Annotated in this window: 17 protein-coding genes; 3 read left to right on the top strand and 14 right to left on the bottom strand. The window is 62.1% G+C overall.

Translation table 11 applies throughout. From position 1 onward, the window contains the following. The 5 genes from M2497_RS27890 to leuS form a co-directional block, all read right to left on the bottom strand. Positions 1–1,326 carry a lytic murein transglycosylase gene (locus M2497_RS27890; protein ID WP_248484826.1) on the bottom strand — a complete coding sequence of 442 codons (1,326 nt, stop codon included), beginning with the start codon at positions 1,324–1,326 and terminating at the stop codon, positions 1–3. Positions 1,327–1,387: 61 nt separating this feature from the next. Next, positions 1,388–1,552, bottom strand: a complete 165-nt coding sequence (gene arfA, locus M2497_RS27885; protein ID WP_003176285.1) for an alternative ribosome rescue factor ArfA — start codon at positions 1,550–1,552, stop codon at positions 1,388–1,390. An 83-nt stretch (positions 1,553–1,635) separates the two neighbouring features. Then, on the bottom strand, positions 1,636–2,673 hold the full coding sequence (gene holA, locus M2497_RS27880) for a DNA polymerase III subunit delta (RefSeq protein WP_248484824.1): 1,038 nt from the start codon (positions 2,671–2,673) through the stop codon (positions 1,636–1,638). A 39-nt stretch (positions 2,674–2,712) separates the two neighbouring features. Then, positions 2,713–3,318: an LPS assembly lipoprotein LptE gene (lptE, locus tag M2497_RS27875; protein ID WP_071493669.1), complete on the bottom strand. Its 606-nt coding sequence runs from the start codon at positions 3,316–3,318 to the stop codon at positions 2,713–2,715. Positions 3,319–3,406: 88 nt separating this feature from the next. Further along, entirely contained in the window at positions 3,407–6,013 is a 2,607-nt protein-coding gene (gene leuS / locus M2497_RS27870) for a leucine--tRNA ligase (RefSeq protein ID WP_248484822.1), read from the bottom strand. A gap of 261 nt (positions 6,014–6,274) precedes the next feature. Here leuS and M2497_RS27865 point away from each other — a divergent pair, with 261 nt between their 5' ends. Next, complete coding sequence (locus M2497_RS27865) at positions 6,275–6,592, top strand: hypothetical protein (RefSeq protein WP_058427763.1); 318 nt, start codon at positions 6,275–6,277, stop codon at positions 6,590–6,592. 99 nt (positions 6,593–6,691) lie between these two features. Then, positions 6,692–7,453 carry a YdcF family protein gene (locus M2497_RS27860; RefSeq protein ID WP_248484820.1) on the top strand — a complete coding sequence of 254 codons (762 nt, stop codon included), beginning with the start codon at positions 6,692–6,694 and terminating at the stop codon, positions 7,451–7,453. Positions 7,454–7,575: 122 nt separating this feature from the next. On the opposite strand, the gene lnt is transcribed toward M2497_RS27860, so the two are convergent. The 5 genes from lnt to miaB form a co-directional block, all read right to left on the bottom strand. Continuing rightward, positions 7,576–9,099: an apolipoprotein N-acyltransferase gene (gene lnt, locus M2497_RS27855; RefSeq protein WP_248484817.1), complete on the bottom strand. Its 1,524-nt coding sequence runs from the start codon at positions 9,097–9,099 to the stop codon at positions 7,576–7,578. An 8-nt stretch (positions 9,100–9,107) separates the two neighbouring features. Next, on the bottom strand, positions 9,108–9,947 hold the full coding sequence (locus tag M2497_RS27850) for an HlyC/CorC family transporter (RefSeq protein WP_010206772.1): 840 nt from the start codon (positions 9,945–9,947) through the stop codon (positions 9,108–9,110). A gap of 41 nt (positions 9,948–9,988) precedes the next feature. Beyond that, entirely contained in the window at positions 9,989–10,447 is a 459-nt protein-coding gene (ybeY, locus tag M2497_RS27845) for an rRNA maturation RNase YbeY (protein ID WP_248484808.1), read from the bottom strand. Beyond that, positions 10,440–11,444 (bottom strand): PhoH family protein, encoded by a 1,005-nt coding sequence (locus M2497_RS27840; protein WP_058427759.1) that lies wholly within the window; start codon positions 11,442–11,444, stop codon positions 10,440–10,442. Before M2497_RS27840 ends, ybeY begins: the two co-directional genes overlap by 8 nt. 215 nt (positions 11,445–11,659) lie before the next feature. Next, positions 11,660–12,988: a tRNA (N6-isopentenyl adenosine(37)-C2)-methylthiotransferase MiaB gene (gene miaB / locus M2497_RS27835; protein ID WP_058427758.1), complete on the bottom strand. Its 1,329-nt coding sequence runs from the start codon at positions 12,986–12,988 to the stop codon at positions 11,660–11,662. Between the two features lie 131 nt (positions 12,989–13,119). Between miaB and M2497_RS27830 the strand changes: the two genes are divergently transcribed. Then, the gene (locus M2497_RS27830) at positions 13,120–13,446 is read left to right on the top strand and encodes a DUF1820 family protein (protein ID WP_003194436.1); all 327 of its coding nucleotides are present in this window, start codon (positions 13,120–13,122) and stop codon (positions 13,444–13,446) included. A gap of 8 nt (positions 13,447–13,454) precedes the next feature. Here M2497_RS27830 and M2497_RS27825 read toward each other — a convergent pair whose 3' ends face one another. From M2497_RS27825 to M2497_RS27810, 4 genes are all read right to left on the bottom strand, one after another. After that, positions 13,455–14,009: a tetratricopeptide repeat protein gene (locus tag M2497_RS27825; protein WP_071489908.1), complete on the bottom strand. Its 555-nt coding sequence runs from the start codon at positions 14,007–14,009 to the stop codon at positions 13,455–13,457. 225 nt (positions 14,010–14,234) lie between these two features. Next, on the bottom strand, positions 14,235–15,518 hold the full coding sequence (hemL, locus tag M2497_RS27820) for a glutamate-1-semialdehyde 2,1-aminomutase (RefSeq protein WP_016973898.1): 1,284 nt from the start codon (positions 15,516–15,518) through the stop codon (positions 14,235–14,237). 11 nt (positions 15,519–15,529) lie between these two features. Then, positions 15,530–16,159, bottom strand: coding sequence for a thiamine phosphate synthase (gene thiE, locus M2497_RS27815; protein ID WP_248484798.1), 630 nt, complete (start codon positions 16,157–16,159; stop codon positions 15,530–15,532). Between the two features lie 18 nt (positions 16,160–16,177). Continuing rightward, positions 16,178–16,975 (bottom strand): hydroxymethylpyrimidine/phosphomethylpyrimidine kinase, encoded by a 798-nt coding sequence (locus M2497_RS27810; protein WP_248484796.1) that lies wholly within the window; start codon positions 16,973–16,975, stop codon positions 16,178–16,180. Positions 16,976–17,084 lie beyond the last annotated feature (109 nt).

Genomic DNA, 17,084 nt, shown 5'->3' with positions numbered 1-17,084 from the left:
CTAGCGGCTCTGCAACGACTCCAGCAGTTTCACCGTCGGATACCCATCCGCCGGCCAGCCCAAGGCCTGCTGCGCCGCACGAATCGCCTTACGCGTATTGGCGCCGATAATCCCGTCAGGGTTGCCCGCGTCATAGCCATTGGCACTCAAGGCCGTCTGCAAGTCGATGCGCTGCGAGCGGCTCAATGGCAATTCATCTTTCGGCCAATCGCCACGAATCACGCCGCCGCCACCGAAACGTTCCGACAGCAGGCCGACCGCCAAAGCGTAGGACGACGAGTTGTTGTACTTGAGGATCGCACGGAAGTTATCCAGCACCAGGAACGCCGGGCCGCGATAACCGGCCGGTAACAGCAGGGCAGCGGAGAGTTGGTCGACGTTGGGTGGCAGGCTGGCACCCGGTGGCAGTTGGATGCCCAGTTTCAGCCATTCTGCGACCGTCTTGCGGATGCCGCCATCGGCCAGGGCGTAGTCGAAGTTCGCCGGCAATTGTTTCACCTCAAAACCCCACGGCTGGCCTTTCTGCCAGCCGGAGCTTTGCAGGTAGTGCGCGGTGGAGGCGAGGGCATCTGCCGGGCTGTTCCAGATATCGCGGCGACCGTCGCCATCGAAGTCGACGGCGTGGGTGTTGTAGGTGGTCGGGATAAATTGGGTCTGGCCCATGGCGCCGGCCCAGGAGCCTTTCATCTGGTCGGCCTGGATATCGCCGTGCTGGATGATCTGCAGCGCCGCCAGCAGTTGCGCCTGGGCAAATGCCGGGCGGCGGCCTTCGTAGGCCAGGGTCGCCAGGGAGCGGATCACCGAGTTGTTGCCTTGGAACTGGCCGAAGTTGCTCTCCATGCCCCACACCGACACCAGCGCCTGGCGGTCGACGCCATAACGCTGTTCGATGCTTTGCAGGATGTCGGCGTACTTGACCAGCAACGCCTGGCCGTTGCGCACGCGCACGGGCGACAGGGCACCGTCGAGGTATTCCCACACCGGGCGGGAAAATTCCGGCTGGCTGCGGTCGGCGCGGATCACCGCCATGTCGGGGGTAACGTTGGCAAATGCGTTGTCGAATACGGCGGCGGTGATGCCGGCCTGCAGGGCTTGCACGCGGAAGGCCGCCTGCCATTCGGCGAAGGTCTGGGTCGGCTGGATATCAAGATTGTCCACGGCCAGCGGGGCCACGACGGCGGGCGCAACCACAGGGGCGGTCTGGAGCTTGGGCAGCGGTTGAGCGTCGGCGGCGGTGGGTTTCTCCGCGCAGGCGACGAGCAGAATGAGGCTGGAGGCAGCGATCAGTTGGCGAAAGTGCCAACGACGGGAAAGACTAGAGGGCATGCACAGGTCCAGGGATTGCAAATCAGGTGCAGACCTTATCATGCCAGAGGGCTGCTTGCCTTCAGGCAGCCAGAAAGTAAGAAGCCTCCCAGCTATTAGACTGGAAGGCTTCGCGGCGGTAGCTGCCTTTGCCCTTGCCGGCGCGTTCCTGACGGCTGCGGAACAGTGGCTGGGCGATGATGGATTTGGCCTTGTTGGGGCCATGCTTGGATGGCTTTTTGCTCATGGTCGTTACTCTCGTTGGGTGGTGGAAGCGGTGCAAATCATCTGCCGATGTTGCGCCGCTGTAAAGCCCTTCGAGAGGTAGGACTATTCTGCCGGCAATGTCAGGCGCTGGCCGGCCATCAGCAACGATAAACGGCTCAGGCTCATCCACGGCGAACCAGCGGCTTGGCCCTTGATCTGCGCGTCGATGCGCTGCGCTTCCAGCAGCAATTGTGCCCAGCGTTGCGCCGAGTGCCGTTGCAGCGCTTTGCTCATCAAGGGTTTGCGCTTGTCCCACACCGGTGGCTTGGCCTGGCTGAAGCATTTGTCCAGCGGCGTACCCTGGCTATATTGCAGGGCAATATTGGCCAGCACCCGCAGTTCACGGGCCAGGGCCCAGAGAATCACCGGCGGCTCCACGCCTTCGCCGCGCAGTCCTTCGAGCATACGCAAGGCGTGAGCGGGTTCACCGTTGAGGATCGCATCCACCAGCCCGAACACATCAAAGCGCGCGCTATCGGCCACGGCGCCCTGGACGGTCTCGACGGTAATCTGCCCGTCTTCGGCCATCAGCTTGAGCTTTTCGATCTCCTGGGCGGCGGCCAGCAAGTTGCCTTCAACCCGGGCGGCGATCAACTCGACCGCGTCCTGGGTCGCCGACAGCCCCGATTGGGACAGGCGTTGGCGAATCCATTGCGGCAACTGACCGCTGTCCACCGGCCAGATCTGGATGAACTGGGTCTGTGCGCCTTCTACCAGGGCCTTGCCCCACTTGGTTTTCTGCGCGCTGCCATCAAGCTTGGGCAGGCTGATCAACAACACCGTGTCTTCGGCGGGGCGCGAGCAGTATTCCATCAGGGCGGCCGCGCCCTTGTCGCCAGGCTTGCCTGAAGGCAGGCGCAGTTCCAGCAGGCGCTTCTCGGCAAACAGCGACATGCTCGCGCCGGCCTGCAGCAGCGTGCCCCAGTCGAAGCTGGCGTCGGCGCTGAAGACCTGGCGTTCGTCGAAACCTTGCTGGCGTGCCGCCGTGCGAATGGCGTCGGCGGCTTCCTGACACAGCAGCGGATCATCACCGCTGACAATGTAGACAGGCGCAAGGCCACCTTGCAGGTGTTTGGCGAGTTGGGCGGGGGCGAGTTTCATAGGCAGGGTAAACGGGGCGCTTGGGACGCCCCGTCCGGCTTACTCGACAGGGACTTCAACAGGCGACTGTTTCGGCGTGTTGTCTTCGTACTCTTTGGCAGCTTTCAGCGCGTCGGCGTCGGCCTTGGCCTTGTTGTCAGCCTGTTGCTGCAGGGTCTCCAGTTGTTCCGGAGTCAGCATCGAAAGGCGCAGCACCATGCGCTGTACCAGTTCGCGACGCATTTCCTTGCGCACTTGCTGGATTTCGGAGTCCGAACCCACCAGGTTGTTGCCATCGTGGCTGACCACTTTCTGCACCTGGATCTTGTCACCCATCAGCGGCAGATGATCGCGGCCCTGGATTTCGAAGTTGAGCGCAGTGTTCAGTTCGATGTCGGACGCACGCCCGGCGCTGGCGTAGCTCAGGTTACGCTGGGTTTCTCTTTCGTCGACCAGGAACAGTTTGTACGTCGCGCCGGTATAGACGTGCACGCCGCTGTTTTCCAGCACCTGACGCAACTGCGTCACCGTATCGCCGTAGGCGTTGCGGGCGCTCACGTCGAGTTCCTTGATCGTCAGGTCATTGGTGCCGGTACCGCGCAGCTGGAAGCCGCAAGCGCTCAGCAGCACGGCAAGGCCCATCACCAGCAAATTGCGTTTGATCATTTTGTTGCTCCCCTTGAAACCATGTGGGCCTTATCGAGGCCCTGAAGGCTTTGTTCGGCGCAGGGCCCAAACCCTGCGCCCGATCCGATTAGCTCGCGACGATATTGACCAGTTTGCCAGGCACCACGATCACTTTGCGGATCGTCAGGCCTTCGGTAAAGCGCAGCACGTTTTCGTTGATGCGGGCAGCCGCCTCAACGTCTTCGCGGCTGGCGGTGGCCGGCATGTCGATCTGACCACGCAGTTTACCGTTGACCTGGATCACCAGTTGCAGCGTGTCCTGTACCAGGGCGCTGTCATCCTGCACCGGCCAGCGCGCATCGATGACGGCGTCGCTGTGGCCCAGACGGTTCCACAGGTCGTGGCTGATGTGCGGCGTGATCGGCGCCAGCAGCAGGGTGACCGTTTCCAGGCCCTCCTGTACCAGTGCGCGATCCTGCTCAGTGACTTGTGGGGCTTTTTCCAGCACGTTCATCAGCGTCATCACCTGGGCGATGGCGGTGTTGAACTTGTGGTTCTGGCCCACGTCCTGGCTGGCTTGCTTGATGGCCAGGTGGGTGCTGCGGCGAATGAGTTTTTGCTCGTCGCTCAAGGCGGCCACGTCCAGCTTGCCCGGCAGGCCCTGGCTGATGTGAGCGTGCGCCAGGCGCCAGACGCGCTTGAGGAAGCGGTGCGAGCCTTCGACGCCGGAGTCGGACCATTCGGCGCTCATGTCAGGCGGCGAGGCGAACATCATGAACAGGCGGCAGGTGTCGGCACCGAACTGGTCGATCATCGACTGTGGGTCGACGCCGTTGTTCTTCGACTTGGCCATCTTCTCGGTGCCGCCGATTTCCACCGGCAGGCCGTCGGCGATCAGCTTGGCGCTGATGACCTTGGCTTTGCTGTCGCGCTCAAGCTCGACGTCAGCCGGGTTGAACCAGGTGTAGGCGCCGTTGGCTTCACGGCGATAGTAGGTCTCGGCGACCACCATGCCCTGGGTCAGCAGGTTCTTGAACGGCTCGTCGGAGCTCACCAGGCCTTCGTCACGCATCAGCTTGTGGAAGAAGCGCGCGTACAGCAGGTGCAGGATGGCGTGTTCGATACCGCCGATGTACTGGTCAACCGGCAACCAGTGGTCGGCCGCGGATTTCTCTACCAGGCCGCCTTCATAGTGCGGCGAGGCGTAGCGGGCGTAGTACCACGAGGACTCGACGAAGGTGTCCATGGTGTCGGTTTCACGCTTGGCAGGCGCGCCGCATTTCGGGCAGCTGCACTCGTAGAACTCGGGCATGCGCGCCAATGGCGAACCGGCCCCGTCCGGCACCACGTCTTCCGGCAGGACGACTGGCAGTTGGTCTTCCGGTACTGGCACGTCGCCACAGCTTTCGCAGTGGATGATCGGGATCGGGCAGCCCCAGTAGCGCTGGCGGCTGATACCCCAGTCGCGCAGGCGGAACTGGGTGCGCGAGGCACCGAGGTTTTTCTTGACCAGCGCGACTTCGATGGCGTCGAAAGCGCCCTGGAAATCCAGGCCGTCGAACTCGCCGGAGTTGATCAGCGTGCCGTGCTCGCCGTAGGCGTCTTGCCACGGGGCCGGGTTAGTGTCGCCCGAGCTGGTGCGCACCACGGACTTGATCGGCAGGCTGTATTTAGTGGCGAATTCGAAATCGCGCTCGTCGTGGGCCGGCACTGCCATTACTGCGCCATCGCCGTAGTGCATCAGCACGTAGTTGGCGACCCATACCGGCAGCTTTTCACCGGTGAGTGGGTGCTCGACGAACAGGCCAGTCGGCAGGCCTTTTTTCTCCTGGGTGGCGACGTCGGCTTCGGCCACGCTGCCGCCTTTGCATTCGGCGATGAACGCCAGCAGCTCAGGGTTGTTCTGTGCAGCCTGGGTGGCCAGCGGGTGTTCGGCAGCCACGGCGACGTAGGTCGCGCCCATCAGGGTGTCCGGACGGGTGGTGAAGACTTTCAGTGCGCCCGCTGCGCCGATCGAGTCGACGTTGTACGGGAACTGCACTTCCATGCCCTTGGACTTGCCGATCCAGTTGCGTTGCATGGTCTTGACCTGTTCCGGCCAGCCCGGCAGGTCGTCGAGGCTCGACAAGAGTTCATCCGCGTAGGCGGTGATCTTGAAGTAGTACATCGGGATTTCGCGCTTTTCGATCAGCGCGCCGGAGCGCCAGCCGCGACCGTCGATCACTTGCTCGTTGGCAAGGACGGTCTGGTCGATCGGGTCCCAGTTCACGGTGCCGCTCTTTTTGTAGATCACGCCTTTTTCGAACAGGCGGGTGAACAGCCATTGTTCCCAGCGGTAGTAATCCGGCTTGCAGGTGGTGACTTCGCGGGACCAGTCCACCGCCAGGCCCAGGCTGCGCAGCTGGGACTTCATGTAGGCGATGTTTTCGTAGGTCCACTTGGCGGGGGCCACGTTGTTTTTCATCGCGGCGTTTTCCGCCGGCATGCCGAAGGCATCCCAACCCATGGGTTGCAGGACGTTCTTGCCTTGCATGCGCTGGTAACGGGAAATCACGTCGCCGATGGTGTAGTTACGCACGTGCCCCATGTGTAGCTTGCCGCTGGGGTAAGGGAACATCGATAGGCAGTAGTAAGTCTCCTTGCCTGGCTGTTCACTGACTTCAAAGGACTTTTGCTCGTCCCAGAAGGTTTGGGCGGCATTTTCTATTTCACGGGGCTGATATTGTTCGTGCATGGCTACTTTTGAACTGAATAGGGGTGGCCTAATCCTCTTCGGTGCAACATTCAGGTTGATCGACACCAAAAAGCGGCGCGTCCGTGCCCAAACCCTGCGGGAAGTGGAGTTACAGGAAGCGCCGTAGCATACATGACCCCACTCTATCGAGGGAAACCCTGATTGCTCTGGCAGGGCCGTCTGTCGCGGCGCCGGGCAGGCGCAGCCACGGGGGCTACGCTGTTTATTGGGGAGCAAGTCTTTCTTCAATGAGGTGAGGGGATGGTTGAATCGCAGCGAATCGTAACGAAACCGGAAATCTACGAAGGACTGATCGACCGATTGGGTCGTGCATTGGATGCAGCGAGGACAGCGGGCCGATTGCGTGATGAACGGCCTGTGGAGTTGGAACTGCGCGGTTTGACCCGCGCGGAGTTGGAACTGATCAAGGCTTATCTGGAGCGGAATGGGCGCGGTGCGCCTCCTCTGGTGGCAACCCCGCCACCCAAGGAGCCCACGCACTCTGCCAAGGTGGTGTGGCTCAAGGACTTGTCGGTCGGTCGCGGCCCGGAAAAACGCCGCTTCGTACGCTACAAGTAGTTCACTCCCCCTAGAGCAACACCTTCGCGTCATGTCACGGTAAAGATTGTCGCTAAACCCCGTTACACCTTAGGCTTCGGGCATCTTTGGAGATGCCCGATGCCTATTCGTTACTTCATTAAACAACTGCTCCTGCCGCCCGGCATTCTCTTGCTGCTGCTGGCCCTTGCCTGGTGGTTTCGGCGTAGCCGGCCACGCTTGGCGGGTTGCTGCTTTGCGCTGGGGTTTGGCGGTATGTGGCTGATCAGCCTGCCGGTGATGGTGGAGTGGGGCGCACGAGCCCTGGAGACTGAGCCGCCGTTGGCGCGGGAAGATTGGTCGACGCTGGCGCAACGCGCCGATGCGATCGTGGTGTTGGGCTCCGGGCGTGAGCGCGGTGACCCGGCCTGGGGCATCGATCAGCCGACGGGTACCGGCCTGGAGCGCCAGCGCTATGCCGCACGATTGGCCAAGGCCTCCGGGCTGCCGGTGCTGACGACCGGCGGCCTGCATTACGGCACACCGCCTAGCGAGGCGGAGCTGATGGCGGTGTCGATGCAGGATGACTTCGGTGTGACGGTGCGCTGGAAGGAAGAGCGCAGCCGAACCACCTGGGAAAACGCGCAGATGAGCGCAGAGATTCTCTTGCCCGAAGGCATCAAGCGCGTGGTGGTGGTGACCCAGGCCTGGCACATGCCGCGTTCGGTGTGGAGCTTTGAGAGAGCCGGCTTTACCGTGGTGCCGGCGCCGGTGGGGTTCCTGGGCGTGGACAACGCCAGGCCACTGGGTGGCTGGATGCCGGAGTTCGTCTCAGTGTGGCGCAGCGGGCAGTTGATCAACGAAGCGGTGGGGCAGGTGGGCTATCGGTTGTTCTACCGATAACGCGGCAGATCATCATGTGGGAGGGGGCTTGCCCCCGATAGCAGAGTGTCAGTCAGTACATCTGATACTGATACACAGCCATCGGGGGCAAGCCCCCTCCCACATTGGTTTTGGGTTGTCTGTCAGACGGTTTTGGACATGCGGCTCGCCAGCAGCGCCCAGCCAAACAGCCCCAGGCACACAATGATCAACGGCCACGAACGCCATTGCAGGTACGGCGTGAGGTTGTGCATGGGCACCACTTCACCGTAGAGGATGCCGCGTTCGAATTGCGGGATCTGCGCGGTGATCTGCCCGAACGGGTTGATCAGGCCGGTCACGCCATTGTTGGTGGCGCGGATCATCCAGCGGCCGGCTTCCAATGCACGCATCTGCGCCATTTGCAGGTGCTGCAATGGGCCGATGGAGCGGCCGAACCAGGTGTCGTTGCTGATGGTCAGCAGCAGATCGCTCTGCGCCGACAGGCCGGCGGCGAATTCCGGGTACACCACTTCGTAGCAAATGAACGGCGCAATCTGATAGCCCTTGGCCTGCAGCATCGCCTGGTCCGAGGGGCCGCGGGCGAAGTCCGACATCGGCAGGTCGAAGAAGGCAATCAGGCCGCGCAGCATGTCTTGCAATGGCACGTACTCACCGAACGGCACCAGTTTCTGCTTGAGGTAGGTGCCGTCGCCTTCGCCGACCACGGTGATGCCGTTGAAGTAGCGCTTCTGGTGGTGCACTTCCTGGCGGATCGGTACCCCGGTGATCAGCGCGGTGTGCCGGTCGGCGGCGAATTTGCCCATCATGCCCAGGTAGCCTTCGACAGACTCCTTGAGCACCGGCACCGCTGTTTCCGGCCATACCAGCAAGTCGACACGCTTGGAACTGAAGCTCATGTCGCGATACAGCGCGAGCTGCGCGTTGAGCTGCTCCGGGTCCCACTTCATGCTCTGTTCAACGTTGCCCTGGATGGCGGCTACGCTCAGCGGCGCGCCGGACGGACTGGTCCAGGCGTGATGCTTGAGCGCCAGGCCGATCGCCCAGGGCGCGACCAGCAACACCAGGCCGACACCGATAAACGCGTTGCGCTTGCCGGCCAGCAGGCGCGGCAGGTTGCACAGCAGGGCGGCGGTGAGTGCCAGGGCAAAGGAGATCAGCCACATCCCGCCCAGCGGCGCGAGGCCGGTGAGGGGGCCGTCGAGTTGGCTGTAGCCGGAGTACAGCCACGGGAACCCGGTAAGGAACCAGCCGCGAAACGCCTCCTGGCCGACCCACAACGCTGCGAATGTCAGCGCATCCGCCAGCGGCGCTTCGTTGCGGCGCAACCAGCGCGCCCACAACCAGGCGGGCAGGGCGAAGAACCAGGCGATGGCGGCGGTGAACAACAGCATCAGGAACCCCGCCAGCAACACCGAAGCGCCGCCGAAGTGGTGGATGCTGTAGTAGATCCAACTGGTGCCGGCACCAAACAGGCCGAAGCCGAAACACCAGCCACGACCCAGGGCCTGGTGTGGGCTCAGGTCCCGCAGCCCCACATAGAACAAGCCGACCGCGACCAGCGCAAACGGCCACAGGTCGAACGGCGCCAGCGCCAGGGTAGTGATGGCGCCGGCCACCACGGCCAGCAAATTACCGGGCCAGCCGGGAGCGGTGAGACGGCGCATGTCAGTCCTTAGCGGGCAATAGGGGTCAAGCGGATCAAGTGGATGCGACGGCTATCGGCATTCAGGATACGGAAGCGATAGGCGCCGATCTCGGTGGTTTCGTTACGTTTTGGCAGGTGGCCAAACGCACTCATCACCAGGCCACCGACGGTGTCGAACTCGTCGTCGGAAAATTCGCTGTCGAAGAACTCGTTGAAGTTCTCGATCGGCGTCAGCGCCTTGATCAGGAAGTCTCCGCTGGGCAGTGGCTTGATGTAGCTGTCTTCTTCGACGTCGTGTTCGTCTTCGATATCGCCGACGATCTGTTCCAGCACGTCTTCAATCGTGACCAGGCCGGCCACGCCGCCGTATTCGTCGATCACAATGGCCATGTGATTGTGGTTGGCGCGGAATTCGCGCAGCAGCACATTCAGGCGCTTGGATTCAGGCACGAAGGTCGCCGGGCGCAGCAGGTCCTTGATGTTGAAGCTGTCGCCGTTCTCCTTGAGGATCAGCGGCAGCAGGTCCTTGGCCAGCAGGACGCCCATGACATCGTCATGGCTTTCACCGATCACCGGGTAGCGCGAGTGCGCCGAGTCGATCACGGCCGGGAGGAACTCCCGTGGGGTCTGGGTCGCCTTGATGCTGATCATCTGCGAGCGCGGGACCATGATGTCCCGCACTTGCAGGTCAGCCACCTGGATGGCGCCCTCGACAATGGCCAGCGCTTCGCTGTCCAGCAACTTGTTCTGATGGGCCTCGCGCAGCAGCTCCAGCAGCTCCTGGCGGTTTTTCGGCTCGTGGGCAAAAGCCTGGGTCAGTTTACCCAGCCATGACTTCTGCCCGTTGCTCGATCGGTCTTCGCTCATAGCGATTACTCTGAATCCTTTATTGTTACAGTTGAGTGTTTTTAAGCTTCGTCGTCGGCATACGGGTCCCGATGACCCAATTCTGCAAGCAACGTTTGTTCCAGTGTTTCCATTTCCTCGGCTTCGTCATCGTCTATATGGTCGTAACCCAAGAGATGCAAGCAGCCGTGGATGACTAGATGGGCCCAGTGGGCCTCAAGTTCCTTGCCTTGTTCCTTCGCTTCGCGCTCCACCACCGCGACACAGATGACCAGGTCGCCCAGCAACGGGATATCCAGCAGCTCATCCGGCACGTCGGCGGGGAAGGACAGCACGTTGGTCGCGTAATCCTTCTGGCGCCAGGTGTGGTTCAGTTCGCGGCCTTCGGGCTCATCGACCAGGCGAATAGTCAGTTCCGAGTCGGCGCTGCGCTGGCGCAGGGCCAGGGCGCACCACTGACGGAACTGGGCTTCACTGGGGGCGGGCGCTTCGGTGGCCAGCTGCAGGTCTAGCTCAAGCATCGCGGCGAACGTCCTTGGACAACCCATCGTCACGGTGCTCGAAACGCTCGTAGGCCTCGACGATGCGCTGTACCAGCGGGTGGCGAACCACATCCTTGGGCATGAAGTGCGTAAAGCTGATGCCCGGCACATCCTTGAGCACCTCGATCACCTGGCCCAGGCCCGACTTGGTGCCCTTGGGCAGGTCGACCTGGGTGATGTCGCCGGTGATCACGGCGGTGGAGCCGAAACCGATGCGGGTGAGGAACATCTTCATCTGCTCGACCGTGGTGTTCTGGCTTTCGTCGAGGATGATGAAGCTGTTGTTCAAAGTGCGGCCGCGCATGTAGGCCAGCGGGGCGATCTCGATCACCTGGCGTTCGATCAGCTTGGCCACGTATTCGAAGCCAAGCATCTCGTACAGTGCGTCGTAGAGCGGGCGCAGGTACGGGTCGATCTTCTGGGCCAGGTCGCCGGGCAGGAAGCCGAGCTTCTCGCCAGCCTCGACCGCCGGGCGTACCAGCAGGATGCGGCGCACTTGCTCGCGTTCCAGCGCATCGACCGCGCAGGCCACGGCCAGGTAGGTCTTGCCGGTACCGGCGGGGCCGATGCCGAAGTTGATATCGTTGCCGAGGATTTCCTTGACGTACTTCTGCTGATTCAAGCCGCGCGGGCGAATCATGCCTTTTTTGGTACGCAGGGCCACGCTGGCTTCGGCCACGGGGTTGTTGGCCAGGTCTTCCACGGCCGATTCCTGCAGGTACAGGTGCACGGTTTCCGGCGACAGCTCGCTACCCTTGGTTTCACGGTAGAGGCGGCGCAGCAGGTTTTCTGCGGACGTGGTGTGTTGGGGTTCACCAATGAGCTCGAACTGATTGCCGCGATTGCGGATCTCGATGCTCAGGCGTTGTTCGATCAGGCGCAGGTGCTCGTCGAACTGTCCGCACAGATTGGCGAAACGGCGAGCCTCAAACGGCTCGAGGAGAAAACGATGGGGTTCTGCGATGGGTGCGTTCAAGGTTGTTTTTAGCCGCCCTTTGGCTGTTGAGGTGAAATAGAGAATAACGCCAGCTGCCCGTGTGCGAAAGCACTTACGTCATCGGAATGTTGCACGGTCAAAATGTGGGAGGGGGCTTGCCCCCGATAGCGCCGGTTCAGATAAAACATCTGTGTCTGACACGCCGTCATCGGGGGCAAGCCCCCTCCCACATTGAGTCGCTGTTAATCAGGTCATTATTGCAACAATGATCCGCGCAACGAGTGCGGTTGCGCCGCATCGATATGCACATCGGCAAACTGGCCGATCAGGGTCGGATTATCGCAGCGGAAGTTTACGATTCGGTTGTTCTCGGTACGCCCCTGCAATTCGCCCGGGTCTTTTTTCGAATAGTCGGTGACCAGGATGCGCTGGATGGACCCGACCATTTGTCGGCTGATCTCGAAACCCTGCTGGTTCAAGCGGTGTTGCAGCGCATTGAGGCGCTCTTTTTTCAGCGCTTCCGGGGTCTCGTCCGCCAGGTCGGCCGCCGGGGTGCCGGGGCGCTGGCTGTAGACGAACGAGTAGGAGAAGTCGAAACCGACGTCTTCGATCAGCTTCATGGTCTGCTCGAAGTCTTTCTCGGTCTCGCCGGGGAAGCCGACGATAAAGTCGGAACTGATGCAGATGCCCGGCACCGCTGCGCGCAATTTGCGCAGTTTGGATTTGTATTCCAGGGCCGTGTGGTTGCGTTTCATGGCCGCCAGAATGCGGTCCGAGCCCGATTGCACCGGCAAGTGCAGGTGTTTGACCAGTTCCGGCACTTCAGCGTGGGCCTGGATCAGGCTGTCGGAGAACTCCAGCGGGTGTGAGGTGGTGTAGCGGATGCGCTCGATACCGTCCACGGCCGCCACCACGCGGATCAGCTCTGCCAGGTCGGCCAGGCGGCCGTCCTCGGTCAGGCCGCGGTAGCCATTGACGTTCTGGCCCAGCAGGGTCACTTCGCGCACGCCGTTTTCGGCCAAGTGGATGATTTCCGACAGCACATCGTCAAACGGCCGGCTGACTTCTTCACCGCGGGTGTAGGGCACCACGCAGAAGGTGCAGTACTTGCTGCAGCCTTCCATCACCGACACGTAGGCGCTTGGCCCATCGATACGCGGCTCGGGCAAGTGGTCGAATTTTTCGATTTCCGGGAACGACACATCCACCTGCGGCAGCTTGGTGACGCGCGCGGCATCGATCATTTCCGGCAGGCGGTGCAGGGTCTGTGGACCGAAGACCACGTCGACATAGGGTGCGCGGTCGCGGATCGCGGCGCCTTCCTGGCTGGCCACGCAACCGCCGACGGCGATCACCATGTCCGGGTTGGCGAGTTTCAATTCGCGCCAGCGGCCCAGCTGGGAGTACACACGGTCCTGGGCCCGCTCGCGGATCGAGCAGGTATTGAGCAGGATCACGTCGGCATCTTCGGCGCGGGCGGTGACTTCCAGGGCCTGGTGTTCGCCCAGCAGATCGACCATGCGCGAGCTGTCGTACTCGTTCATCTGGCAACCGTGGGTTTCGATGTAAAGCTTCTTGGCCATGGGAATCGTCAACTGGTGGTAAAGAACCGCGCATTATAGGGGGCATGCCCATTGGTTCCTAGCGTTGTGCATCGGGTGCCATGCTATAGTTCGCGCCCTCTTTTATATCCCCGATGTGTTGTTCGCCCACCATGACCAAACGTGAAGCTCCAATCTACAAGGTGATTTTCCTCAACCAGGGCCAGGTGTTCGAAATGTACGCCAAGCAGATCTATCAGAGCGATCTGTGGGGTTTCCTGGAGGTGGAAGAGTTCGTCTTTGGCGAGCGCACCCAGTTGGTCGTCGACCCGGGCGAAGAGAAGCTCAAGGCACAGTTCGAAGGCGTGGTGCGCAGTTTTGTGCCGATGCATTCGATTGTGCGCATCGATGAGGTGGAGCGCCTGGGCACGCCGAAGATCAGCGAGGCACGGGGCACCAGCAATGTGATGCCATTTCCGATGCCTATGCCGGAGAAGTAAGGCGGCTGTCAGGGCAGGGGTGAGAAGGGCGAACGCCCATCGGCGCTCTGCAGTTCCAGAAGGTAGTTGCGGAAAATCTGGCCCAGCACCTGGGTCGCCACTTCCAGTTCATCGCGCTGCATGTGCTCGGCGACTTCGTCGGCGGTGTCCAGCGCGTCTTCGGCGCCGTTGACCGCGGCCATTTTCAATACGATGTAGGCCTGGACGTTATTGGCCGGCACGCCTTCACCCTTGAAGAACATATTGCCCAGTTGGAATTGCGCCTGGGCATGGCCCTGCAACGAAGCTTTCTCGAAGTAGCTCAAGGCTTTGTTGAGGTCGCGGGCGGGGTTCTTGCTGTCGTGGAAGTACTCGCCCAACTCGTATTGCGCCTGCGCATCCCCGCCGTCGGCCTGTTTCTGGCACGCGCTCAGAGCTTCGGCCTGGCTGTCTGGCTGGGTATTGAGGGTGCAACGACCCATCGCTGGGATTAACAACGAGTTGCCGCCTGCTTGTGCATGTGCCAGCAGCGGCTGAAGGAGCAACAGGCAGCCCAGAACCAGGGTGCGGCCGGTGCGTTTCATGGGAATCGACTTACCTCTGACGGGGCACGCGGACCCTCGGGGGATCCAATAAGCGCGCATTATGAAATAAGCAGGCCTCTGCTTACAAAGTCTTTACTCGTTTTTCTGCTGCTTGGGCAAGTTATCTGCCGGATTGCAGGTGAATTCTCGGAAAAACTCGGAAATATCTGTAAGCAAAGTAGCAAATCAGACACCGTTTGCGCGGTGCCGGATGTTCGCAGCCTATTACTTCAGTGCGGCGAAGGCGCGTTCAGCGGCGTCGAGGGTCAGTTTCAGCTCGGCTTCGCCATGGGCAATCGAGGTGAAGCCGGCTTCGAAAGCGCTCGGTGCCAGGTACACGCCGCCTTCCAGCATCAGGTGGAAGAAGCGCTTGAACAGATCGGCGTCGCTGCCCATCACGTCATCAAAGGTGACGATATCGTCGGCACCGCTGAAATACAGGCCGAACATACCGCCGGCCTGGGTGGTGACAAACGGAATGCCAGCGGCATCGGCGCGCTGTTGCAGGCCGTCGAGCAGGCGTGTGGTGTAGTCGGTCAGCTCGGCATGGAAGCCTGGGCGGCTGATCAGGCGCAGGGTGGTCAGGCCGGCGGCCATGGCCAGCGGGTTACCCGACAAGGTACCGGCCTGGTATACCGGGCCCAGCGGCGCGATGTGCTGCATGATCTCGCGCTTGCCGCCGAAGCAGCCCACCGGCATGCCGCCGCCGATGATCTTGCCGAAGGTGCTCAGGTCTGGCGTGACGCCGTAGTGCGCCTGGGCGCCGCCGAGGGCGACGCGGAAACCGGTCATCACTTCGTCGAAAATCAGCACCACACCGTGTTTGTCGCACTGCTCGCGCAGGCCTTCAAGGAAGCCCGGCGCGGGCGGCACGCAGTTCATGTTGCCGGCCACCGGCTCGACGATGATGCACGCCACGTCCTGGCCTACTTCATTAAGCATCTGCTCGACCGCGGCGATGTCGTTGAACGGCAGGGTCAGGGTGTGCTTGGCGAACGCAGCCGGTACGCCGGCCGAGCTTGGCACGCCCTGGGTCAGCAGGCCGGAGCCGGCCTTGACCAACAGGCTGTCGGAGTGGCCGTGGTAGCAACCTTCGAACTTGATGATGCTGTCGCGGCCGGTGAAACCGCGGGCCAGGCGGATCGCGCTCATGGTGGCTTCGGTGCCGGAGCTGACCATGCGCACCATTTCCATCGACGGTACGATCGAACAGACCAGGTCCGCCATCTCGGTTTCCATGGCGGTCGGCGCGCCGTAGGACAGGCCGTGTTCCAGTTGCTTGCGCACGGCATCCAGCACGTCCGGGTGGCTGTGGCCGAGAATCATTGGGCCCCAGGAGCCCACGTAGTCCACGTAGCGCTTGTCATCTTCGTCGGTGACGTAGGCGCCTTCGGCATGCTTGAAGAACAGCGGCGTGCCGCCCACGCTCTTGAACGCACGCACGGGGGAGTTCACACCGCCGGGGATGTGTTTCTGGGCATTGGCAAACAGCGTTTCGGAACGGGACATGATCGGGCTCTCTAAACTGAATTTTTAAGAAGGTCGTTGAACGCACGGGCGCGGCGCGTGACTTCCTGGGTTGTGTCGGCGCCAAACAGGCCGTGCACCACCGCCAGCAGATCGGCACCGTGGGCCACCAGGGGCTCGGCGTTCTCCAGGGTGATGCCGCCGATCACGCAGATCGGCAACTGCAGGCGCGCACGGGCCTGGGCCAGCATTTCGACGGTGGCGGCAGGGGCGCCGGGCTTGGTACTGGAATTGAAGAAGCGACCGAAGGCGACGTAGCTCGCACCTTCCTTGGCAGCCTGCTCGGCCAGTTCGATCTGGCTGTGGCAGGTAGAACCGATGATGGCCTTGGAACCGAGCAGGGCGCGGGCCGGGGTCAGCGGGCCGTCGGTCTGGCCCAGGTGCACGCCGACGCCGAGGCGCGCGGCCAGTTCGGCGTCGTCGTTGATAATGAGTTGAGTCTTGTAGCGTGAGCACAGCTCTCGCAGCTTTTCTGCTTCACGCAGGCGCCGGGCCTCGTCGCTGCTTTTGTCGCGGTATTGCAGCAGGGTCACGCCACCGTCCATCGCCGCTTCGACGTAGGCGAGGAATTTGCCGGCCAACAGTTGGCTGTCGGTAATGGCGTAAAGGCCACGTAGTTTCATCAGGCAGGCCTCGTGCTGTTAAGAGCAGAAATCCAGCGGCAGACGGCGCGGCACGAACTGGCCCTGGCCGAGTTGTTCAGCGTCACGCAGGGTGCGCCAAGTGTAGTTGAGGGCAGACTGCACGGCGCTCACCAGGCCTTCGCCCTGGGCGATCCGACCTGCCAGGGCGCTGGCCAGCGTGCAGCCCGAACCGTGGTAACTGCCGGGCAGGCGTTGGCAGTTAAAGGTCTGGCGCGTGCCGTCACGGCTGTAGAGGCGGTTGTGTACTTCGTGCTCGTCGCCATGTCCACCGGTGATCAGCAGGTGCTTTATATAGGGCAGCAGCTTCTCGGCGCATTCGTCTGCGGTGCCTTCGGGCAGTTCGGCGAGGATGCGCGCTTCGGGCAGGTTCGGCGTGGCGATCAGCGACAACGGCAACAGCCGCTCACGCATCGCATAACCGACCTCGTCCTTGCCCAGGCTGCCGCCACCACCGGCGCGCAGCACCGGGTCGCACACCACCGGCAGGTGCGGATGCGCCTGCAGCAGTTCGACCACGGTGTCGACCATCGCGGTCGAGCCGAGCATGCCGAGCTTGACCGCCGCCACTTCGGAGTCGCCGAGCACGGCATTGGCCTGGGCCAGCACCCACTCGCGGTCGAGCACGCGGAAATCGCTGACGTTGACCGTGTTCTGCACAGTCAGCGCGGTGACGGCCGGAGCCGCATGGCAACCCTGGGCGAGCAGGGCTTCGATATCTGCCTGCAAGCCGGCGCCACCACTGGGATCATGGCCGGAGAGACAGAGGACAACGGGGCGAGAGCTGTAGATATTCATGGTGCGCGAGCTTACCACCAAACGCTTTTGGCGGGGCTGTTGCGCACAGTAGGATTTTCACCGTGGGTGGAAGGTTTCAGCAACCCAAATGAGTGCATGCGAATTGCTG

It is taken from the genome of Pseudomonas sp. CYM-20-01 (assembly GCF_023169845.1).
In the GTDB taxonomy this organism is placed as follows: domain Bacteria; phylum Pseudomonadota; class Gammaproteobacteria; order Pseudomonadales; family Pseudomonadaceae; genus Aquipseudomonas; species Aquipseudomonas azotoformans.
The sequence above is the reverse complement of the archived record's forward strand: the minus strand, read 5'-3'. Positions and strand labels throughout refer to the sequence as shown.